Below are 17,254 nucleotides of genomic sequence, written 5' to 3'. Positions count from 1 at the left end.
AGTTTGACCCATTCACCCAACAGACTCTCGTTGAGGCCGAGTTCTCGGGCGACCTCTGCGATGGTGCGACCGGAGTCGATCACCCGGTGGGCAGCCTCGACCTTGTACTCGGTCGTGAACGACCGACGCTTGCGAGGGGGCATACGGACATCCTTCCAGCGGGACCGGTGTCCCGCCAAGTCGGTGTCCACTTTCCGGGGGGAACCTCAACCCACCTGACCGCAGGAAACACCCTCCCGGCCACCACCTGACCAGGCGGGGCCACCCCCGCCCGCACCGGCACCCGCCACAAGCCACGAGAGGGCCACACCACCCTCACTCAATTCCGCAACATCCCCCGGGCGGTTAACAAGTACTCACGGGCGGAACACCATCGCATCGTCGACGATCTTGCCGTGCCGCAGTGTGACCAGGTCGCGGAAGTAGTTCATCCGCAGCCGCCACGGTGCTTTCGAACCCTGCTTCGGGAACGACTCCACCGACCGCAGCACGTAGCCGGCGGCGAAGTCGAGGAACGGCTCCTCGTCGACCGCGCTGTCCCGCTCCGGGGAGCATTGCGCGAATCCGTTCGCGTCCATGTGCGCGAGCAGACGGCAGACGTATTCGCACACCAGGTCGGCCTTCAGCGTCCAGGACGCGTTGGTGTAGCCGATGACGAAGGCGAAATTGGGCACCCCGCTGAGCATCATCCCCTTGTATGCCATGGTCTCGGTGAGGTCGATGTCGCGGCCGTCGACGGCGAGTGTCATCCCGCCGAACGCGAGTAGGTTCAAACCCGTTGCGGTGACGACGACGTCGGCGCGCAGCTCGTCGCCGGACTTCAGCGTGATCCCGGATTCGGTGAACGTGTCGATGTGATCGGTCACGATCGACACTTCGTCGTTGCGGATGGAGCGGAACAGATCCCCGTTGGGCACGAGGCACAGTCGCTGATCCCACGGGTTGTAGCGGGGCGTGAAGTGTTTGTCGATGTCGTAGCCCTTCGGCAGCCACTTCTCCTGGAGTTGCCGGATGCGGCCCTTCATGAATTCCGGGTACCGCTGGCACAGTTGGTAGATCGCCGTCGCCACCGACGCGTTCTTGAGCCGGGTCAGCGCGTAGGCGAGCCGCGTGGGCAGGTGGCGCCGCAGCTTGTTGGCCAGCTTGTCCTTGGCCGGCATCGAGATGATGTACGTGGGCGAGCGCTGCAGCATGGTCACGTGCGCGGCCTCGGCGGCCATCGACGGCGCCAGCGTCACCGCGGTGGCGCCGCTGCCGATGATGACCACCCGCTTGCCGGCGTAGTCGAGGTCCTCGGGCCACTTCTGCGGGTGCACGACCTGCCCGGCGAACCGGTTGATGCCCGGGAACTCGGGGGTGTAGCCCTCGTCGTAGCGGTAGTACCCACTGCAGGACATCAGGAAATCGGCGGTGAACCGGACGGTCTCACCGGTGTCGGTGCGCTCGGCGTCGATCGTCCAACGGGCGTTCGAGGTCGACCACTCGGCGCGAACGACCCTGTGCCGGAACCGGATGTTCCGGTCGATCCCGTGCTCGGCCGCCGTGTCCTTGACGTACTCGAGGATCGCGGGACCGTCGGCGATCGACTTGTCGTTCTCCCACGGCCGGAAGCGGTAGCCCAGCGTGTACATGTCGGAGTCGGACCGAATGCCGGGGTAGCGGAACAGGTCCCACGTGCCGCCGATCGTCTCACGGCTCTCCAGGATCGCGTACGTCCGGCCGGGGAAGCTGTCCTGCAGGTGGTACGCGGCACCGATCCCGGACAGTCCGGCCCCGATGATCAGCACGTCGAGGTGTTCGACGGGAGCCTTCGCGCCGGTGGTGTCGGCGGCGGTATCGGTGTGTGACATGAACACTCTCTCGCTGGGTGGGACGGGTGGCTACTTCGGGTCTACGGCGACGTCGTCGAGAGCGACATTACGTGCGCTGGTGGAGCGGCCGAGCTTCGCGACCTCCTCGTCCATCAGCGGAAGAATGCGGGGTACGTGGGGCAGCGTGTTGCGATCGCCGACGCGCGACGTCACCACCGCCTTCAGCCAGCCGGCGAGCGACCCACCGCGGCACGTAGACCCGGCGTTTCCGCTTTGCCAGGGCATCGACGAATGCGTCGACGCAGGGACCCACCGACGACGTCTTGCCGACCGGTCCCGGCAGGACCGCGAGAAGTTGGTTGAATGCGGTGAGGTCGGTTTTCGCGTCCTGGACGAGCGGTGTGTCGATCCACGACATGTGGGCCGAGCCCACGGCAACGCCACGGTGCGCGACTTCGAGACGCAGGACGTTGGCGAAATGCTCGACGCCGGCCTTGCTCGCGCAGTACGCGGCCAGGCCGGGCGCGGGTGCGAACGCGGCGAGCGACGAGACGATCAGGATGTAGCCCTTGCGTTCGATCACGGACGGAAGCGCAGCCCGGACGGTGTAGAACACGCCGAGGATGTTGATGTCGATGACCCGCTTGAACCTGGCTGGATCGACCTGCATCACCGAGCCGTAGCTCGCGATGCCGGCATTCGCGAGAACGAGGTCGATGCCCCCGAACTTCGCGACGCCGGAGTCGACGGCCTTCTGCATGGCGGGCAGGTCGCAGACGTCGGCGGCCACGGCGAGCGCGACGTCGTCACCGAGTTCGGCAGCGAGGGCTTTCAGTGGTTCGGCGTCCAGGTCGATCAGGATCAGTTTGACGCCCTTGCGGGCGAGGGTGCGGGACGTCTCGGCTCCGATGCCCCGTGCGGCTCCGGTGACGAGTGCGACTTTGTTCCTGAGCGTGGGCATGGGATCTCCTGGCGTGTGATCTGGCACCGTTCAGTGTCAGTTTGTATCTGGAACTGTGCGGTGTCAATATTGGGGAGTGAGTTCGCCCAGGCTCGACGAGACGGGCCGCACCTACCGCGGTGCGAGCCCTCGCCAGCGTCAGGAAGAGCGCCGCGCGCGTCTCGTCGACGCCGCCGTCGAAGTGTTCGGGACCAGCGGATACCGGTCCGCGACCGTCGAGAAGATCTGCGCGACCGCCGGGCTCACCAAGCGCTACTTCTACGAGTCGTTCGACGACAGCGAAGCCCTACTGCTGGCGGCGTACGCGAGCGTGACCGACCGCCTCCGGGACAGCGTCCTGCGCGGCGCGGGGGACGGGGGCGCCGATCTGGACGCCAGGGTTCGCGGGGCGCTGACCGCGTTCTTCCGGTCCGTCGCCGACGACCCGCGGATCCCACGGATCGCCTTCCAGGAGGTCCTCGGTGTCGGCCCGGAAGTCGACATCGCCTATCGCCGCGTCACCCGGTCGTTCGTGGACGCCGTGCTCGTCGTCATCGGTCCGGCGGTCGACCGCACCGCGTTTCCGGAGTTCCACCTCCGCACCCTCGCGACCGGCCTGGTCGGGGCGGTGCTGATGATCGCCCAGCAATGGGTGCTGTCGGAGAACCCCCAGCCGATCGAGACGGTCATTGCCAGTGCGCACACCATTCTCTCGGCCGTCCTGGGTGAACTCGGCCCCACGTGAGTGGCGTCGTGTGCCGGGGCACTCCTTAGCGCTCACGTGGGGGTGGATCCGGGCAAACCCCGGACGCAATCACATATATGTTGTTAAATACCTGACATGCCCGGTGCTGTGCACTGCCAATCACCTGGGGTCCGCAACACGACAATCCGCGGGGTGCTCGTCGCGTTGCTTGGGGTCCTCGCTTGGGCTGGTCCGGCGCCGAACGTCGCGCACGCCACCGGGTACGCGGGCCTCCTCGACATCACGCCCGCGAACGCGGCGGCGGAGTCGATCGGCGGGCTGGACCCCCGGCTGCCCACCGACTCCGCCGCACTCGGTGCCGCGCTGGCCGCCGCCCGCTCCGACGGCGTCGCACCGAGTAGGTATTCCGTCCTGCTGCAACAATATTGGCTGGCGCGAGGATCCGAGGCGTCCGGCATCGACCTTGCCGGGTGGGATCCGAACGCCGGGCTGATCGCCAACGCGGCGGTGGTCGACCGGGTGTACGAGAACTACGGCCGGTATCAACTCCAACGCGCCGAGCTCTACTGGTCCGGTATGGCCGGACTGGCGGGAGGCTCGTTCGCTGCCGGCTTCTGGGACCTCGACCTCGGCCGGACCGTGCTCGGAGTCGACGCCGTCCACACGCTTGGCAACGCCGTCGCGTCCACGGTCCGCGGACTTCCCGGCGAGGCGACGACGCTCCTGCCGCCGGACCCGAGAACTCTCGCCACCGTCGGTCCGGCGATGACGGCGGGCGACCTGGACTGGTATCAGAAACGCCTGCTGATGATGCAGAAACACATCTACTTCGACATGGTGCCCATGCACGAGGCGTACCTGAGCGACGGCCGGGGCGCCGTCGAGGAGATGGCCGCCGCGGGACTGCTCGACGAGAATGCCGAGATCGCCTGGAACGGCATCTTCTCCGGCACCGCAGCGGGATACGCGGACGCCCTGTTCCGGATGGCGTCGCGTGAGCAGAATCAGATCATCGCCGACCAGTGGGACGTCACGTCGGCCGCGCGCGACGGTGTCGGCCGGGCGCTCACCTACGCCACCACCCTCGCGGCGCAACCCTCGGTCCCGGGCGCGCGGGCACCGGGACAGGTGTCGCCGATGGCGGTGACGGGCGACGTGAACGGCGCGGACTACCGTCTCCGGACACCCCTGCCGGGCTTCAACTGGGCCGACCGCGAACCGCGCTGGCAGTACATCGTCAGCGACATCGCGTCGTCCTACCAGCGGCTAGCCGAGGGCCGTCCGGGCGAGCTGCGGGCCCTGCTGGCCATCCCGTTCCGCGACTTCGTCGTGGGCCAGCGGGTGCTGCGGCGGGTGCCCGACCTCGCCCGCGACATGAGCACCGGCTGGGAGTTGTCCCCGCCGCAGCCGTAGCGCGTCTCGGACGAACGGGACGCTCGTTCGATCTGACGCAACGGGCGTCCCGTTCGTCCGGGACAGCACGGTGCCGGCTTTCCAATGGATGGATGTGACGTTGCGCACGCGTGGTCGCGGTTGGCACGTTGAGTCACACCACGCCAGGCCCGATCGCAGGAGAGTCGATGAACGTATCCGCCGTGACGCACGACAGCCCGACCGCCGCGCCACCCGTCGAGGTCGCGAAGACGCCGAAGAAGGCGGCGCTCGCGTCGTTCCTCGGGAGCGCGCTCGAGTACTACGACTTCTTCATCTACGGGTCCGCCGCCGCCCTCGTCTTCGGGCACACGTTCTTCCCGGCCGGCAACGACGCGATCGGCACGGTCGCCGCGCTCGCGACGTTCGGCGTCGGCTACGTGGCCCGGCCGGTCGGCGGAATCGTGCTGGGACACTTCGGGGACAAGTTGGGCCGCAAGAAGATTCTGTTGCTGACGCTGCTCATCATGGGACTGTCGAGTCTCGCGATCGGGTTCCTGCCCACCTACGAGCAGATCGGCATCGCCGCCCCGATCCTGCTGGTCCTGTGCCGCCTCGCGCAGGGGTTCTCCGCGGGCGGTGAGGCGGCGGGCGCCAGCACGCTCACTCTCGAGCACTCACCCGAGGGGCGGCGGGCATTCTTCACGAGTTTCACGATGACCGGCTACGCGGCCGGGATGGTGCTCGCGACCCTCGTCTTCATCCCGGTGGCCGCGCTGCCGAAGGACCAACTCGACAGCTGGGGCTGGCGAATCCCGTTCTGGTGCAGTGCCGTGATGCTCGTGGTCGCCTACTTCGTGCGCACCAAGCTCGACGAGACCCCGGTGTTCGCGGAGTCGCGTGAGCACGCGGAGGTGCAGAAACTGCCCGTCGTCACCGTGGTGACCACCCAGTGGCGGGACGTCCTGCGGATCGCCCTGTGCTCGCTGTTCGCCGTCGGGCAGACGGTGTTCACCGTCTTCGGGCTCGCCTACGCCACCGGACCCGAGGTCGGCATCGACCGCACCACGATGCTGTGGGCGTCGTCGGCGTCGATCGCGGGTTCCATCGTCGCGATACCTCTGCTCGCCAAGCTGTCGGACCGCGTCGGACGCCGCCCTGTATGGATCACCGGCACTCTCGGATGCGGTGTCACCATCTTCGGATACTTCTGGGCCATCTCGGTCGGCTCCATTCCGCTGATCTTCGTCGCCACACTGCTCACGATGACGCTGTTCTACTCGATGGTGAACGGCCTGTGGCCGAGCTTCTTCACCGAGATGTTCGCCGCGCCCGTGCGCTATTCCGGTTTCGCCGTCGGCACGCAGATCGGTTTCCTCATCGCCGGTTTCGCCCCGGCGATCGGCTGGGCACTGCTGGGAACCGGGGCGAACGCGTGGGTCCCGGTCGCGGTGTTCACGGCACTGTGCATGCTGGTCTCGTCCGTCGCCGCCTTCACCGCCCGCGAGACGTACCGGGTGCCGCTGGCCGAACTCGGGCGTCCGTCGACCTCGCGGGAGTAGCCGGAGGACAATAGGACGATGTCACGGACACCGACAGGAGAATCGGTCACTGCCCGCGTCGTGAGGGTCTTGTCTTCCTTCGACGCGGACACACCGTCCCTGTCGGTGTCCGACATCGCGCGCCGGTCCGACCTCCCCGTCGCGACGGCGCACCGCATCGTCGGCGAACTCGTCAAGTTCCGCCTCCTCGAACGCAACGACACCCGCATCAGCATCGGGGTCCGGATGTGGGAACTGGGGTCCCGCGGTTCGCACACCCTGAGCCTGCGCGAGGCGGCGATGCCGTTCATGGAGGATGTGAACGCCGCGATCAAGCAGCACACCCAGCTGGGCGTCCTCGACGGCAACGAGGTGCTGTTCGTCGAACGGCTCTCCACCCGCGGGTCCGTCGTCAACGTCACCAAGATCGCCGGACGGCTGCCGGTGCATGCGTGCTCGTCCGGTCTGGTTCTGATGGCGAACGCCTCCCGCGACGTGCAGGACGAATTGCTGTCGCAACCGCTCGAACGGTACACCGACGCCACCGTCACCGACCCCGACCAGATGCGGCGTCTCCTCGCCGAGGTGCGGCACCAGCACTTCGCGGTGGCCGCCGGTCTCATCACCCCGGGTGCGACGGGAGTCGCTGTGCCCGTGCGGGACAGCGACGGCGGCAAGGTGATCGCCGCCCTGTCCGTCGTCATCCCGCACGATCAGGCGAACCCGCAGTCGGTGGTGGCGGCTCTGACGACGGCGTCGCGCGGCATCACCCGGGCGATGACGCGCGGATCGCGGCACTGATCAGAAACCTTTCCATCCATTGGAGTCGAGCTGTGACCCGAGTCTCGGCTCGGTCAGAGTGGGTGACACGAACACACCGTCACCGATCGCGCAGTGTGCCTCCAAACATGCTGCACAGCAGTGCCTTCGCGCGATCGAGTGCCGACTCTCCAGGGAAGGTCCACATATGAGCTCGAAATCCGTCAAATGCGACCTGTTGGTCATCGGGTCCGGGGCCGCGGGCATGGCCGCCGCGCTCAAGGCCGCGAGCGAAGGCCACAGCGTCATCGTCGCCGAGAAGTCGAAGTGGCTCGGTGGCACCACCGCCATCTCGGGCGGCTGGGCGTGGGTGCCGGGCAACAAGCAGGGCGTCGCGCAGGGCGACACCCGTCAGGAGATCGAAACGTACATTCGGGCACTCGCCAAGGACTGCTACAAGGCCGAGATGGTCGACACCTTCCTCGACGAGGTCCCCGAGGCGATCGACTGGCTCGAACGCGACACCGACGTCGAATTCGTCTATCCGGAAATGGCTCCGGACTACCAGATGGACGCCCCGGGTGCGAAGCCGTCGGGGCGCGCGATCTCCGGCAAGGTCGTCGACGCGCGCACACTCGGCGAGAACCGGCTCCGGTTGCGCCCCTACCTCGACACGTACACCGTCTTCGGGTACATGCCCGAGGTCGGACCCGACATCGCACAGTTCCTGCACGCCAACCAGTCGTGGAAATCGTTTGCCTACGTGTCGAAGAAGCTCCTCAAGACGTGGGTCGAGACGGTGCTCTGCCGACGGTCGTTCGACCGGACCAACGGCAATTCGCTGATGGTCCGGATGGTGTCGTCCGCGGCCAAGCTCGGCATCCGGATGTGGACCGAGACACCCGTCACGAAGATCCTGCAGTCGGAGAACGGGGTCGTCACCGGCGCCGTGCTCGGGGGAGTTCACGCGGCAACGGTGGAGGCGCGGCTCGGTGTCGTCATCGCGGCAGGCGGCTACTCCTCGGACGCCTCCCTGCGCGCCGAGTACTGGGGTCATGATCCGCACGGCGACAACCACTTCACGCCCACCGTCGGGCACGACGGCGACAACGTGCGCCTGGCCGCACCGCTCGGCGGGCACGTCGACACCGACGTCCACGAGCCGGCCGCCTGGGCGCCGGTCACGGTGTTCACCGGTCTGCGCGGACAGCAGCGGATCTTCCCGCACCTGCGGGCGTTCGGGCTCCCGGGACTGATCGCCGTGAACCGCAAGGGTGAACGCTTCGCCAACGAGTCGAGTTCGTACCACGACTTCGGCATGGCGATGATTCAGGAGAACGCCGGCCAGGACGAGACATTCGGCTACATCATCGCCGACTCGAAAGCCATGAACAAGTACGGAATCGGCTACGCGAAGCCGCGGCCCATCCCGCAGAGCTATTTCAAGAAGACCGGATTCCTCCACAAGGCCGACACGGTCGAGGAACTCGCACGCAAGATCGGTGTCGACGCCGCCGGGCTGAAGAAGACCCTGTCCGAGTTCAACGCGGGCGCCGCCAAGGGGGAGGACCCGAAGTTCAATCGCGGATCCAACTGGTTCCACCACTTCAAGGGCGACATGGAGCACCAGCCCAATCCGAACCTCGAGCCGCTCGACAAGGGACCGTACTACGCGGCGAAGATCGAGATGGGCGACCTCGGAGCCTACTCCGGCCTCGCCGTCGATCGGCACAGCCAGGTCCTCGACGACGACAACCAGCCGATCCCCGGTCTCTTCGCGGCTGGTTCCGCGGCGGTCAGCATCTTCGGCGGCGGATACCCGGGCTACGGCGCCAACATCGGGCCCGCCCTCGTCTTCGGATACACCATCGGCCGGGACGCCGAGATCCTCGTGTCGCTGCGCAGCGAATCCGCCACACCGACCGTCCTGGAAGAGGTCTGACGTGCCGTTCTACCTCGTCCGCTACGCATACACCGGCGACACCGCCGGCCGGGACACGTATCGTCCCGAACACAAGAGTCACCTGCAGGCCGCCGCCGACCGCGGACTCATCCTCGGGTCGGGACCGTTCGCCGCCGGAGAAGATCCCGGCGCCGCGATGGTCTACGAGGCCACGGACCGGCAGGACGTCGTCGACGTCGTCGAGGGCGACCCGTTCCGGACGCACGGATACGTCGCGTCGTACGACATCACCGAATGGATTCCGATGATCGGCCCGTGGGCCGTCGCAGCAGTGGGAGGCAGGTCATGACAGGTCGAGTGGCAGGGAAGGTCGCCGTCGTCACGGGGGCGAACGGTGATCTCGGCGGCGCGACCGCCCGGATGCTCGCCGCGGAAGGGGCGCGGGTTGCCGCGCTCGACCTGAAACTCCCGGACGCACCGTGGGATTCGGAGGCGATCACGCCGTTCGCCGTCGACGTCACCGACGAGACCAGTGTCGCCGACGCCGTCGCAGCGATCGTCGAGACCGTCGGCGTCCCCGACGTTCTCGTCAACTGCGCCGGCATCATCGGCAGGCCCGCACCGTCACACGAGGCGTCGGTCGCCGAGTTCGACCAGATCTTCGACGTCAACGTCAAGGGCGTCTGGCTGATGACCAAACACGTGGTGCCCCACATGATCGGCCGGAAGAAGGGCAGCATCGTGAACTTCTCGTCGATCCACGGGCTGACCGGAGGCTCCAACGTCCCGCTGTACCACGCGTCGAAGGGCGCGGTGCGGCTGCTGAGCAAATCCGACGCCGTCACGTACGGGCCGGACGGAATTCGCGTCAACTCGATCCATCCCGGGTCGATGCGGACGGCGATGAGCCGGCGGTCGGCGGAGGGCAGCGCGCTCGGGCCGGAGGAGTACTATCGCCAACTCGTCTCGGGCAACCCCCTTCCGCGGCAGGGTGAACCGGACGAGATCGCGTACGGGGTGCTCTACCTCGCCTCGGACGAGTCCGGCTTCACCACCGGCACCGAACTCGTCGTCGACGGTGGCTACACGGCGCACTGAGGCCGTCAGCCGAAGTGTCGCGCCAGACGCCGGTGCCGGTGCCCGAAGAACGCGCCCAGCACGCGGGCCAGCACCGGCGTCAGCGGCACCAGCGGAAGCCTCGGTTCGAACGTGATCCGGTCGTAGACGCCTGTGCTGCCGTCGTCGAACGGCCGGAGCGTGCGTTCGTGCTCCCACCGGCGCATGCTGAGCATCGTCGACTTCTCGTGGAACCGCAGGCCTGGTTCCAGCTCCGCGATGGTCAGATCGTCGTACTCGAACGGGACCAGCCCGAACAGTCGCAGCCACGCCCGGCCGAGCGGTTCACCGACCGCGACCGAGTCGATGTTGATCGACTCCTGACCGCGCGGGATGCTCATCGTCATCCATGGACGCATCTCGTCGTTGATCCCCTCCGGATCGACGACCCTCGCCCACACCTGCCCGATCGGCGCGCCGACGACCGAGCTGCGTTCGATGATCACCGCCCCATCATCGTCGCCTAGCACGCCGGGGTGCAACGGGCTCGCTGCTGGATGCGACTATTCACGAACCCACGGTGGGGCGACGAGCAGCCGAATCCATCGTGGTCCCTACATCTCCAGCGGGATGTGCTCGGCGGCGGTGCCGTCCGCGTTGAGCAGCTGACCCATGCGTTTGACGGTGCGCAGGGTCACGGTGCGTGCGGTGATGGTCAGGCCCGGGATCCGCTCACCGAAGTGCCCCTCGAGCCGGGCGGTCTCCTCCGCCGAGCGTGACCACACCGACACGAGGAGGTTGCAGTTTCCGGTCACCGCGGCGCACAGGCGCACGTCGGGGAGGGCGGAGAGCTCGCGCGCGGCGTCGTCGAGACGATCGGCCGGCACGTTCATCCGGTAGGTGGCGAGCAGCCGCCAGCCCGCGAGCTGCTGGGCGAAGTCGCAGCGGAAGAGGATCTCGCCCTGGCGGATCATCCGCTGCAACCGGCGTCGCGCGGTCGGCTCGGCGATGCCGGTGACGGCGGCGAGTTCGGCGTAACTGCGGCGGCCGTCTCCGCCCAGTGCCCGGAGCAGGACGAGGTCCGGGCTCGAGGACGCATCCGGGTGCGTCCACGCCGGACGCGGGCCGAGCTGTGCGCGCTGGTCCCGGTCCAATGCGCGCACGCGCCAACTGCTGCCCTCCCGGTACCCGCGCAGCGACACCCGGGTGTTCACCGACAGCGCCCCGTCGTGTGCGCCGAGGGTGTGACTCAGGAAGTGCGCGAGCGCGGCGGGTCCGCGCGTCACGACGCTGAGGAACAGATCGAAGTCTCCCGCCACCTGCTCGAGACTGAACACTCGCGGATCGGAGACGAGCTGGTCGGTCAGCGGCTCGATCGCGCCGGGACTGCAGCGGACTTCCACGTATGCGACGCAGTGATCGTCCGACGGCGCCGGATACGCGGTGACCCAGGACAGCCCGAGTTCCGACAGGCGGTGCCAGCGGCGTGCCGCGGTGGTCGCCCCGATGCCCAACGCGGTGCCGACCTGTGACCAGGGGGCACGTGGACTGGTCTGGAGGGCGTCGATCAGGGCCAGGTCCAGCTCGTCGAACGGTGGACGCCCACCCGTCGAGGATGCGTCCTCGCCGCGTCGGCTGTCGGATTCCGGCGTGTCCGACGGTGTGGTGACGGAATCCTGCGTTCTCGTTCTCGCGACCCTCATGGTTCCTAGTCTTCACCCAGTGCGCGGCGGCCGTGTCGGAGGTGCCGAGGCGTCGACTTGGTGTGTCGGTGATTCGCCGACCCTGTCATCCGGGAGAAACTGTGAAACATCCACCAGAAGTGCACCGCGCCAACGCCGATCGGACCCCACTGGACCGGGCCGCGCGGATCACGGTGATCCTTCTGTTCGCCGCGTGGGTCGTCGATTACATCGATCGCCTCGCGATCAACCTCGCACTGCCCTCGATCGGTGCCGAGTTCGGTCTCGGCCACACCCAGCAGGGCATGGTCATCTCCGCGTTCTTCCTTTCCTATGCGCTGTGCCAGATTCCCGGCGGTCTGCTCGCCGACAGGTTCGGTTCCCGACGGGTGGTCTCCTGGTCGCTGCTGATCTGGTCCCTGTTCACCGCCTTGACCGGCACTGCCTGGGCGTTCGCCGTGCTGCTGGCGATTCGGTTCGTGTTCGGGGTGGGGCAGGGGGTGTATCCCGCGGCGGCCATGAAGGCGGTCGCCGAACGCACCGCGCCGGGACAAAGAATGACGGCGACCGGGTGGGCGCAGAGTTCCAACGCCTTCGGCGCGGTGCTCGCCCCGCTCATCGCGGCGCCGATCATCGCACTGTGGGGCTGGCGGATGTCGTTCTTCGCGGTCGCCGGGCTCGGAGTTCTGGTCTGGGCGGCGATCCAACTGTGGCTGCCCGCCACGTTGCCGCAGTCCGACGACACCGAGGCCCGACCGGACCAACCGGGAGGATTGCGCACCGTTCTCGCCTCGGGGGTCATGTGGCGGTTCACCCTGATGTTCTTCGGCTACGGCATCATCGTGTGGGGCCTGAACTCCTGGATCCCGTCCTATCTCCAGACCGAGCGCGGCATCTCGCTCACGGGTTCCGGGTTGCTGTCCGCGATCCCCGCCCTGGTCGGTGGCGTCGCGATCATCGTCGGTGGCAAGCTCATCGACCGTCTCGGCGGACGGCATCGACTGATCGTCTTCCCCGCGATGACGGTCTGCGCGGTGTGCATCCTCTTCCTGAACCGGGTGACGTCGCTGACCGAATTCGTCGCGCTCCTGTCGCTGGCCACCGCGTCCGCCACGCTGTGCTACATGCCGATCTTCGCGATACCCATGCGCACGCTGCCTGCCGGGATGGTCGGCACCGGGTCGGGAATGATCAACTTCGGCGGTCAGGCCGCCGGATTCATCACCCCGATGGTGATGGGCGCGTTGGTCGATCGCTATTCCTACACCGCCGCGTTCGCCTTCCTCGTCATCGGCGCCGTCCTCGCAGGCGCGTTCGCGCTGGGAACACCGCAGCATCCCAACGCTTTCAGAGCAGCCATTTCGCCCCGCGAGCCACAACGCCCGAACTCACCCAGCCACGACAACGTAAGGACAGCACAATGACCGCATTTTCCCAGACCGTCGCTCTGCCTCCCGGTACTCCCGCCCAGGCCGGCCTGGCGGTACTGCTGCCCGCACTCGCCGACCTCTACCGCGATCTGCACGCCCACCCCGAATTGTCCATGCAGGAGAACAGGACCGCGGACCTCGTCGCGGCGGCGCTGCGCGCACAGGGCTGGGACGTCACCGAAGGCGTCGGCCGGACCGGCGTCGTCGGTGTGCTCCACAACGGCGACGGTCCGGTGGTGCTGCTGCGCGCCGACATGGACGGACTGCCGGTCCGCGAGGACACCGGACTCGACTACGCCTCCACCGACACCGGGATCGATCCCGACGGGGTGACGGTGCCAGTCATGCACGCGTGCGGTCACGACGTGCACGTCACCTGCCTGCTCGGCGCCGCCGCGCTGTACGCCGCGGACCGCTCCCTGTGGCGCGGCACCCTCGTGGTGGTCTTCCAGCCCGGCGAGGAGACCGCGCAGGGCGCCCGGGCGATGGTCGACGACGGTTTCGTCGAGCGCTTCCCCCGGCCGGACGTGTGCCTGGGCCAGCACGTCGGACCGTTCCCCGCCGGCAGGATCGTCACCCGCCCCGGAACATTGATGGCTGCCGCCGACAGTTTCCGGATCCGGCTCTTCGGGCGCGGCGGGCACGGATCGGCGCCCGAACACACCGTCGATCCCATCGTCATGGGCTCGGCCGTGGTGGGGAGGCTTCAGGCGGTCGTGTCGCGCGAGGTGGCCGCCGGTGATTCGGCGGTGGTCACCGTGGGTTCGTTCCACAGCGGCCACAAGGAGAACATCATCCCCGACGAGGCGGAACTGAAGGTCAACGTCCGCACCTTCGACCCGCAGGTGCGTGACCGGGTGCTACCCGCGATCCGCCGCGTCGTCAACGCCGAGGCGGCCGCATCCGGGGCGCCGAAGGAGCCGGAATTCAGCCCCCTCAACGACTTTCCGCTGACGGTCAACGACGAGGCCGCCACCGAACGGGTCGTCGCGGCACTCGCCGGCGCCTTCGGTTCGGACCGGATGCTGCCGATGCCACGTCCACTCGCCGGCAGCGAAGATTTCGGTGTGTTCGCCACTGCCGCCGGATGTCCCTCCGTCTTCTGGCATTTCGGCGGGGCCGACCCCGCGGCGTTCGCCCATCTGGACCTCACCGCCACGGAGTCCCTGGCACTGCCCGAGGGAGTGCCGACCAACCACTCGCCGCAGTTCGCCCCGGTGATCGATCCGACCCTCGAGACCGGGGTCCGGGCACTGCTGGCAGCGGCGGCCGCCTGGAACGCGGCGAGCTGAGACGTGTCGGCTTCACCGCCGGGACGGCGAGTGGTGGATCCGGATCTCAGCCGACGGGGCTGTCCGCGAGCACCTCGATCGCCTCGACCACCTCGGGAACGGCGGTGACGTGAACGTCGTCGAGGCCGGGCACCGACCGGTAGCCGGCCCGGACGGCGCCGTCGGTGCAGTCGTACTCGACGACGCCGAGTTGGTGGAGCGGGCCGGCAAAGGTGTCGTCCTCGCCGGCGACGAAGGCGGTGGCCGGTGCCCATACCTCGATCGCCTCGCCGCGGCGGGTCTGCCGGTAGCAGTGCAGGTGTCCGCTGCCGACTGCGGCGAGTGACACCGTCTCGAGCAGTTCCAGCAGGCGGGCGCGGGAGTCTCCGATGTCGAAGGCGTGCTCGCTCGGCTCCGGGATCGCCTGCCAGATCGGCTTGTGCAGGAACACGATCACCCGCTGCGTGGCCGGAATGTCGCGGACGGTGTTTTCGATCCACGTCCACTGTTCGGTCTCCCGGTCCAGTCCCGAGCCGAAGAGTTCACTGTCGAGGCCGAGGACGGTGAAGCCTTCGGTGTCGTGGCGCCAGTGGTCGGGGCCCCACACCTTCTCGAATGCGGCGATTCGCTCGTCGGTGACGCCGATGCCCTTCCACGGGGTCGCGCCGGGCTCGCCGATGTCGTGGTTGCCCGGCACGACGAGGACCGGGGCGGTGAACTTCTGCATCAGGGTGTGGGCGTGGGCGCGGTCGGCGTCGTCGTCGGGGTGGATGATCACAATGTCGCCGGAGTGCACGACGAGGTCGGGCCTGACGGTGTTGTTGACGTAGTCGACGACGCGATCGAAATTCTCCTGGGTGCGGCCACCGCGGGCGGTCAGGTGGGTGTCGCTGATCTGGACGATCTTCACGAAAGGGGCTCCTTCGGATGGGTGACTTTTGTTGTTGAAGTGACTATTTGAGGCCGGACCGCACGAACGCGTCGCGGACGTAGCGCTGCAGGAACAGGTAGATCAGGAAGATGGGCAGGCACGCCATGCCGGACGCGGCCATGACCGCGCCCCAGTTGTTGCCCTCCTCACCGAGGAACCCACGGATCCCGATCTGGACCACGGCATTGGACTGCCGCATCACCAGCGACGGCCACAGGTACTCGTTCCACGCGGAGATGAACAGCATGATCCCCAAAGCGGCGAGCGCCGGCCTCATGTTGGGCAGCACCACCTTCCACAGGGTGGCCCACGAGTTCTGTCCGTCGATGAGACTGGCGTCGAGCAACTCCCGCGGGAACGCCTCCATGTGCTGACGCATCAGCAGAACCCCGAACGCCGAGCACAGGTTGGGGATCACGATGCCCGCCACGGTGTTGAGCAGACCCATCTGCGAGATCAGCAGGTAGTTCGGGATCATCGTCACCTGGAACGGCACCAGCCACGATCCGACGAACAGCAGGAACAACACCTGCTTGCCGAAGAACGTCCACCGCGAGAACGCGTAGGCGGCGAGGATCGCGACCACCAACTGGCTCGTTGCCATCGCGAACGCCATGACGAACGTATTGCCGAGCATCGACACCATCGGCAGGGTTTCCCACACGTAGCGGATATTGGCGAGGGAGAACGGCGAGGGAATCGGATTGACGGACAGCGAGTCCTCCGGCGCGCGGAACGCGGTGGCGAACATCCAGTACACCGGAAACACGCTGAACAGGGTCACCACGGCGAGGACCACGTGACCGGTCGCCAGCCGGGGCAGTGAGCGAGTGGCGACGGGAGCGTCGCCGGGATCGCGAGCCGGAGGTGCCGCGGCCGTACGGTTGGCCGGCCCGTCGACGAGTACGAATGTCATGAGTGGTCCTCGTTCTCGATCTCAGTTGTCGTAGAAGCTCAGTCGGTCCGACAGGCGGACGAAGATGATCGCGATGAGCCCGAAGCCGAGGAAGAACAGCGTTCCCGCGGCGGCGGACAGTCCGGCGTCGAAGTTCTGGAACCCGAACTGGTAGAGCAGGTAGTAGATGTTCGTGGAGGCGCCGCTGGGTCCGCCCTGGGTGACGATGTCGATGATCGGGTAGGCCCACTGCGCCCCGAGGAGGATCGTCATCAGTGCGAGGAACACCAACGTGGGGGAGAGCAGCGGAAGGATGATCCGGCGGGTGATCGTTGCCTGCGACGCGCCGTCGAGAGCGGCCGCCGACGCGTAGTCGGGACTGATGCCGGCCAGCCCGGCGGAGACCACGAGGACACCGAATCCGAGCATCTGCCACCCGACGATGAGCACCACACCGGCCAGCGCCAGCGAGGGTTCACGGAAGACGTTGCCCAGCTCGAAGCCCAGCGCCGCGGCGACCCGGGGAATCGTGCCGCCGTCGGGATTGAACAGCCAGCGCCAGATCGCGCTCCCGGCAACCGGTGTGACCAGGAACGGGACGAAGATCAACGCCTGGTACACGGTCTTCGCCCGCCCCGACACCCGGTTCGAGAGCAGCGCCACGACCACGGGGAGCAGCAACGAGAACACCATGAACGCGAGCACGTACACGACGGTGTTGCGCAGTGCCTGATGGAGTTCGGGCAGCGCGAGCACCCGTGTGTAGTTGTCCAGGCCCACCGGTGTTTTCGGGCTGGTGGGGACCATGTTCCACTTGTAGAACGAGAGCCCGACGGTTTCGGCGAGCGGCTTGTAGATCCAGACGATCAGCAGCACGACGGCGGGCAGCAGGTACAGGTACGGGGTGAGACGGCGGACCGTGCGGCCGGTACGGGACGGGCGGACGGTGGCCGCGCGG

At 67.5% G+C, this 17,254-nt stretch carries 16 protein-coding genes and 1 pseudogene; 9 read left to right on the top strand and 8 right to left on the bottom strand.

Annotated elements, in window-relative coordinates:
• From AC1DWT_RS42720 to AC1DWT_RS42710, 3 genes and pseudogenes are all read right to left on the bottom strand, one after another.
• The coding region (locus AC1DWT_RS42720) for a transposase (protein ID WP_477925361.1) at window positions 1–143 on the bottom strand (143 nt) is incomplete at its 3' end.
• Between the two features lie 213 nt (window positions 144–356).
• On the bottom strand, window positions 357–1,850 hold the full coding sequence (locus tag AC1DWT_RS42715; RefSeq protein WP_477925357.1) for a flavin-containing monooxygenase: 1,494 nt from the start codon (window positions 1,848–1,850) through the stop codon (window positions 357–359).
• Window positions 1,851–1,880: 30 nt separating this feature from the next.
• A pseudogene (locus tag AC1DWT_RS42710) lies at window positions 1,881–2,772 on the bottom strand (SDR family oxidoreductase).
• 76 nt (window positions 2,773–2,848) lie between these two features.
• Between AC1DWT_RS42710 and AC1DWT_RS42705 the strand changes: the two are divergent.
• From AC1DWT_RS42705 to AC1DWT_RS42675, 7 genes are all read left to right on the top strand, one after another.
• Window positions 2,849–3,496 carry a TetR/AcrR family transcriptional regulator gene (locus tag AC1DWT_RS42705; protein WP_206013658.1) on the top strand — a complete coding sequence of 216 codons (648 nt, stop codon included), beginning with the start codon at window positions 2,849–2,851 and terminating at the stop codon, window positions 3,494–3,496.
• A gap of 96 nt (window positions 3,497–3,592) precedes the next feature.
• Window positions 3,593–4,870 carry a hypothetical protein gene (locus AC1DWT_RS42700; RefSeq protein ID WP_477925355.1) on the top strand — a complete coding sequence of 426 codons (1,278 nt, stop codon included), beginning with the start codon at window positions 3,593–3,595 and terminating at the stop codon, window positions 4,868–4,870.
• A gap of 167 nt (window positions 4,871–5,037) precedes the next feature.
• The gene (locus AC1DWT_RS42695) at window positions 5,038–6,390 is read left to right on the top strand and encodes an MFS transporter (RefSeq protein WP_477925353.1); all 1,353 of its coding nucleotides are present in this window, start codon (window positions 5,038–5,040) and stop codon (window positions 6,388–6,390) included.
• 18 nt (window positions 6,391–6,408) lie between these two features.
• Complete coding sequence (locus tag AC1DWT_RS42690; RefSeq protein ID WP_095862047.1) at window positions 6,409–7,170, top strand: IclR family transcriptional regulator; 762 nt, start codon at window positions 6,409–6,411, stop codon at window positions 7,168–7,170.
• Between the two features lie 166 nt (window positions 7,171–7,336).
• Window positions 7,337–9,070, top strand: coding sequence for a 4-oxocyclohex-2-ene-1-carboxylate 5-dehydrogenase (gene chcC2, locus AC1DWT_RS42685; RefSeq protein WP_095862048.1), 1,734 nt, complete (start codon window positions 7,337–7,339; stop codon window positions 9,068–9,070).
• 1 nt (window position 9,071) lies between these two features.
• On the top strand, window positions 9,072–9,380 hold the full coding sequence (locus AC1DWT_RS42680; protein ID WP_095862049.1) for a YciI family protein: 309 nt from the start codon (window positions 9,072–9,074) through the stop codon (window positions 9,378–9,380).
• Window positions 9,377–10,129: an SDR family NAD(P)-dependent oxidoreductase gene (locus AC1DWT_RS42675; protein ID WP_206013654.1), complete on the top strand. Its 753-nt coding sequence runs from the start codon at window positions 9,377–9,379 to the stop codon at window positions 10,127–10,129. Before AC1DWT_RS42680 ends, AC1DWT_RS42675 begins: the two co-directional genes overlap by 4 nt.
• A 5-nt stretch (window positions 10,130–10,134) precedes the next feature.
• Here AC1DWT_RS42675 and AC1DWT_RS42670 read toward each other — a convergent pair whose 3' ends face one another.
• Together AC1DWT_RS42670 and AC1DWT_RS42665 are read right to left on the bottom strand one after the other, a co-directional pair.
• The gene (locus tag AC1DWT_RS42670) at window positions 10,135–10,593 is read right to left on the bottom strand and encodes a hypothetical protein (RefSeq protein WP_477925349.1); all 459 of its coding nucleotides are present in this window, start codon (window positions 10,591–10,593) and stop codon (window positions 10,135–10,137) included.
• 108 nt (window positions 10,594–10,701) lie between these two features.
• Window positions 10,702–11,790: an Lrp/AsnC family transcriptional regulator gene (locus tag AC1DWT_RS42665; protein WP_477925347.1), complete on the bottom strand. Its 1,089-nt coding sequence runs from the start codon at window positions 11,788–11,790 to the stop codon at window positions 10,702–10,704.
• 101 nt (window positions 11,791–11,891) lie between these two features.
• On the opposite strand from AC1DWT_RS42665, the gene AC1DWT_RS42660 reads away from it, so the two are divergent.
• A complete protein-coding gene (locus AC1DWT_RS42660; RefSeq protein WP_477925345.1) occupies window positions 11,892–13,193 on the top strand; it encodes an MFS transporter in 1,302 nt (433 codons plus the stop codon).
• On the top strand, window positions 13,190–14,491 hold the full coding sequence (locus AC1DWT_RS42655) for an amidohydrolase (RefSeq protein ID WP_477925343.1): 1,302 nt from the start codon (window positions 13,190–13,192) through the stop codon (window positions 14,489–14,491). Before AC1DWT_RS42660 ends, AC1DWT_RS42655 begins: the two co-directional genes overlap by 4 nt.
• Window positions 14,492–14,537: 46 nt before the next feature.
• Here AC1DWT_RS42655 and AC1DWT_RS42650 read toward each other — a convergent pair whose 3' ends face one another.
• From AC1DWT_RS42650 to AC1DWT_RS42640, 3 genes are read right to left on the bottom strand one after another with little or no spacing between them, the layout of a single operon-like run.
• Complete coding sequence (locus AC1DWT_RS42650) at window positions 14,538–15,380, bottom strand: metallophosphoesterase family protein (RefSeq protein WP_452579321.1); 843 nt, start codon at window positions 15,378–15,380, stop codon at window positions 14,538–14,540.
• 43 nt (window positions 15,381–15,423) lie between these two features.
• Entirely contained in the window at window positions 15,424–16,317 is an 894-nt protein-coding gene (locus AC1DWT_RS42645; protein ID WP_477925341.1) for a carbohydrate ABC transporter permease, read from the bottom strand.
• A 21-nt stretch (window positions 16,318–16,338) separates the two neighbouring features.
• Window positions 16,339–17,193 (bottom strand): carbohydrate ABC transporter permease, encoded by an 855-nt coding sequence (locus AC1DWT_RS42640; RefSeq protein WP_477925359.1) that lies wholly within the window; start codon window positions 17,191–17,193, stop codon window positions 16,339–16,341.
• Window positions 17,194–17,254: the final 61 nt, after the last annotated feature.

The sequence above is a fragment of the Rhodococcus sp. P4_B6 genome (genome assembly GCF_056402215.1).
The sequence above is the reverse complement of the archived record's forward strand: the minus strand, read 5'-3'. Positions and strand labels throughout refer to the sequence as shown.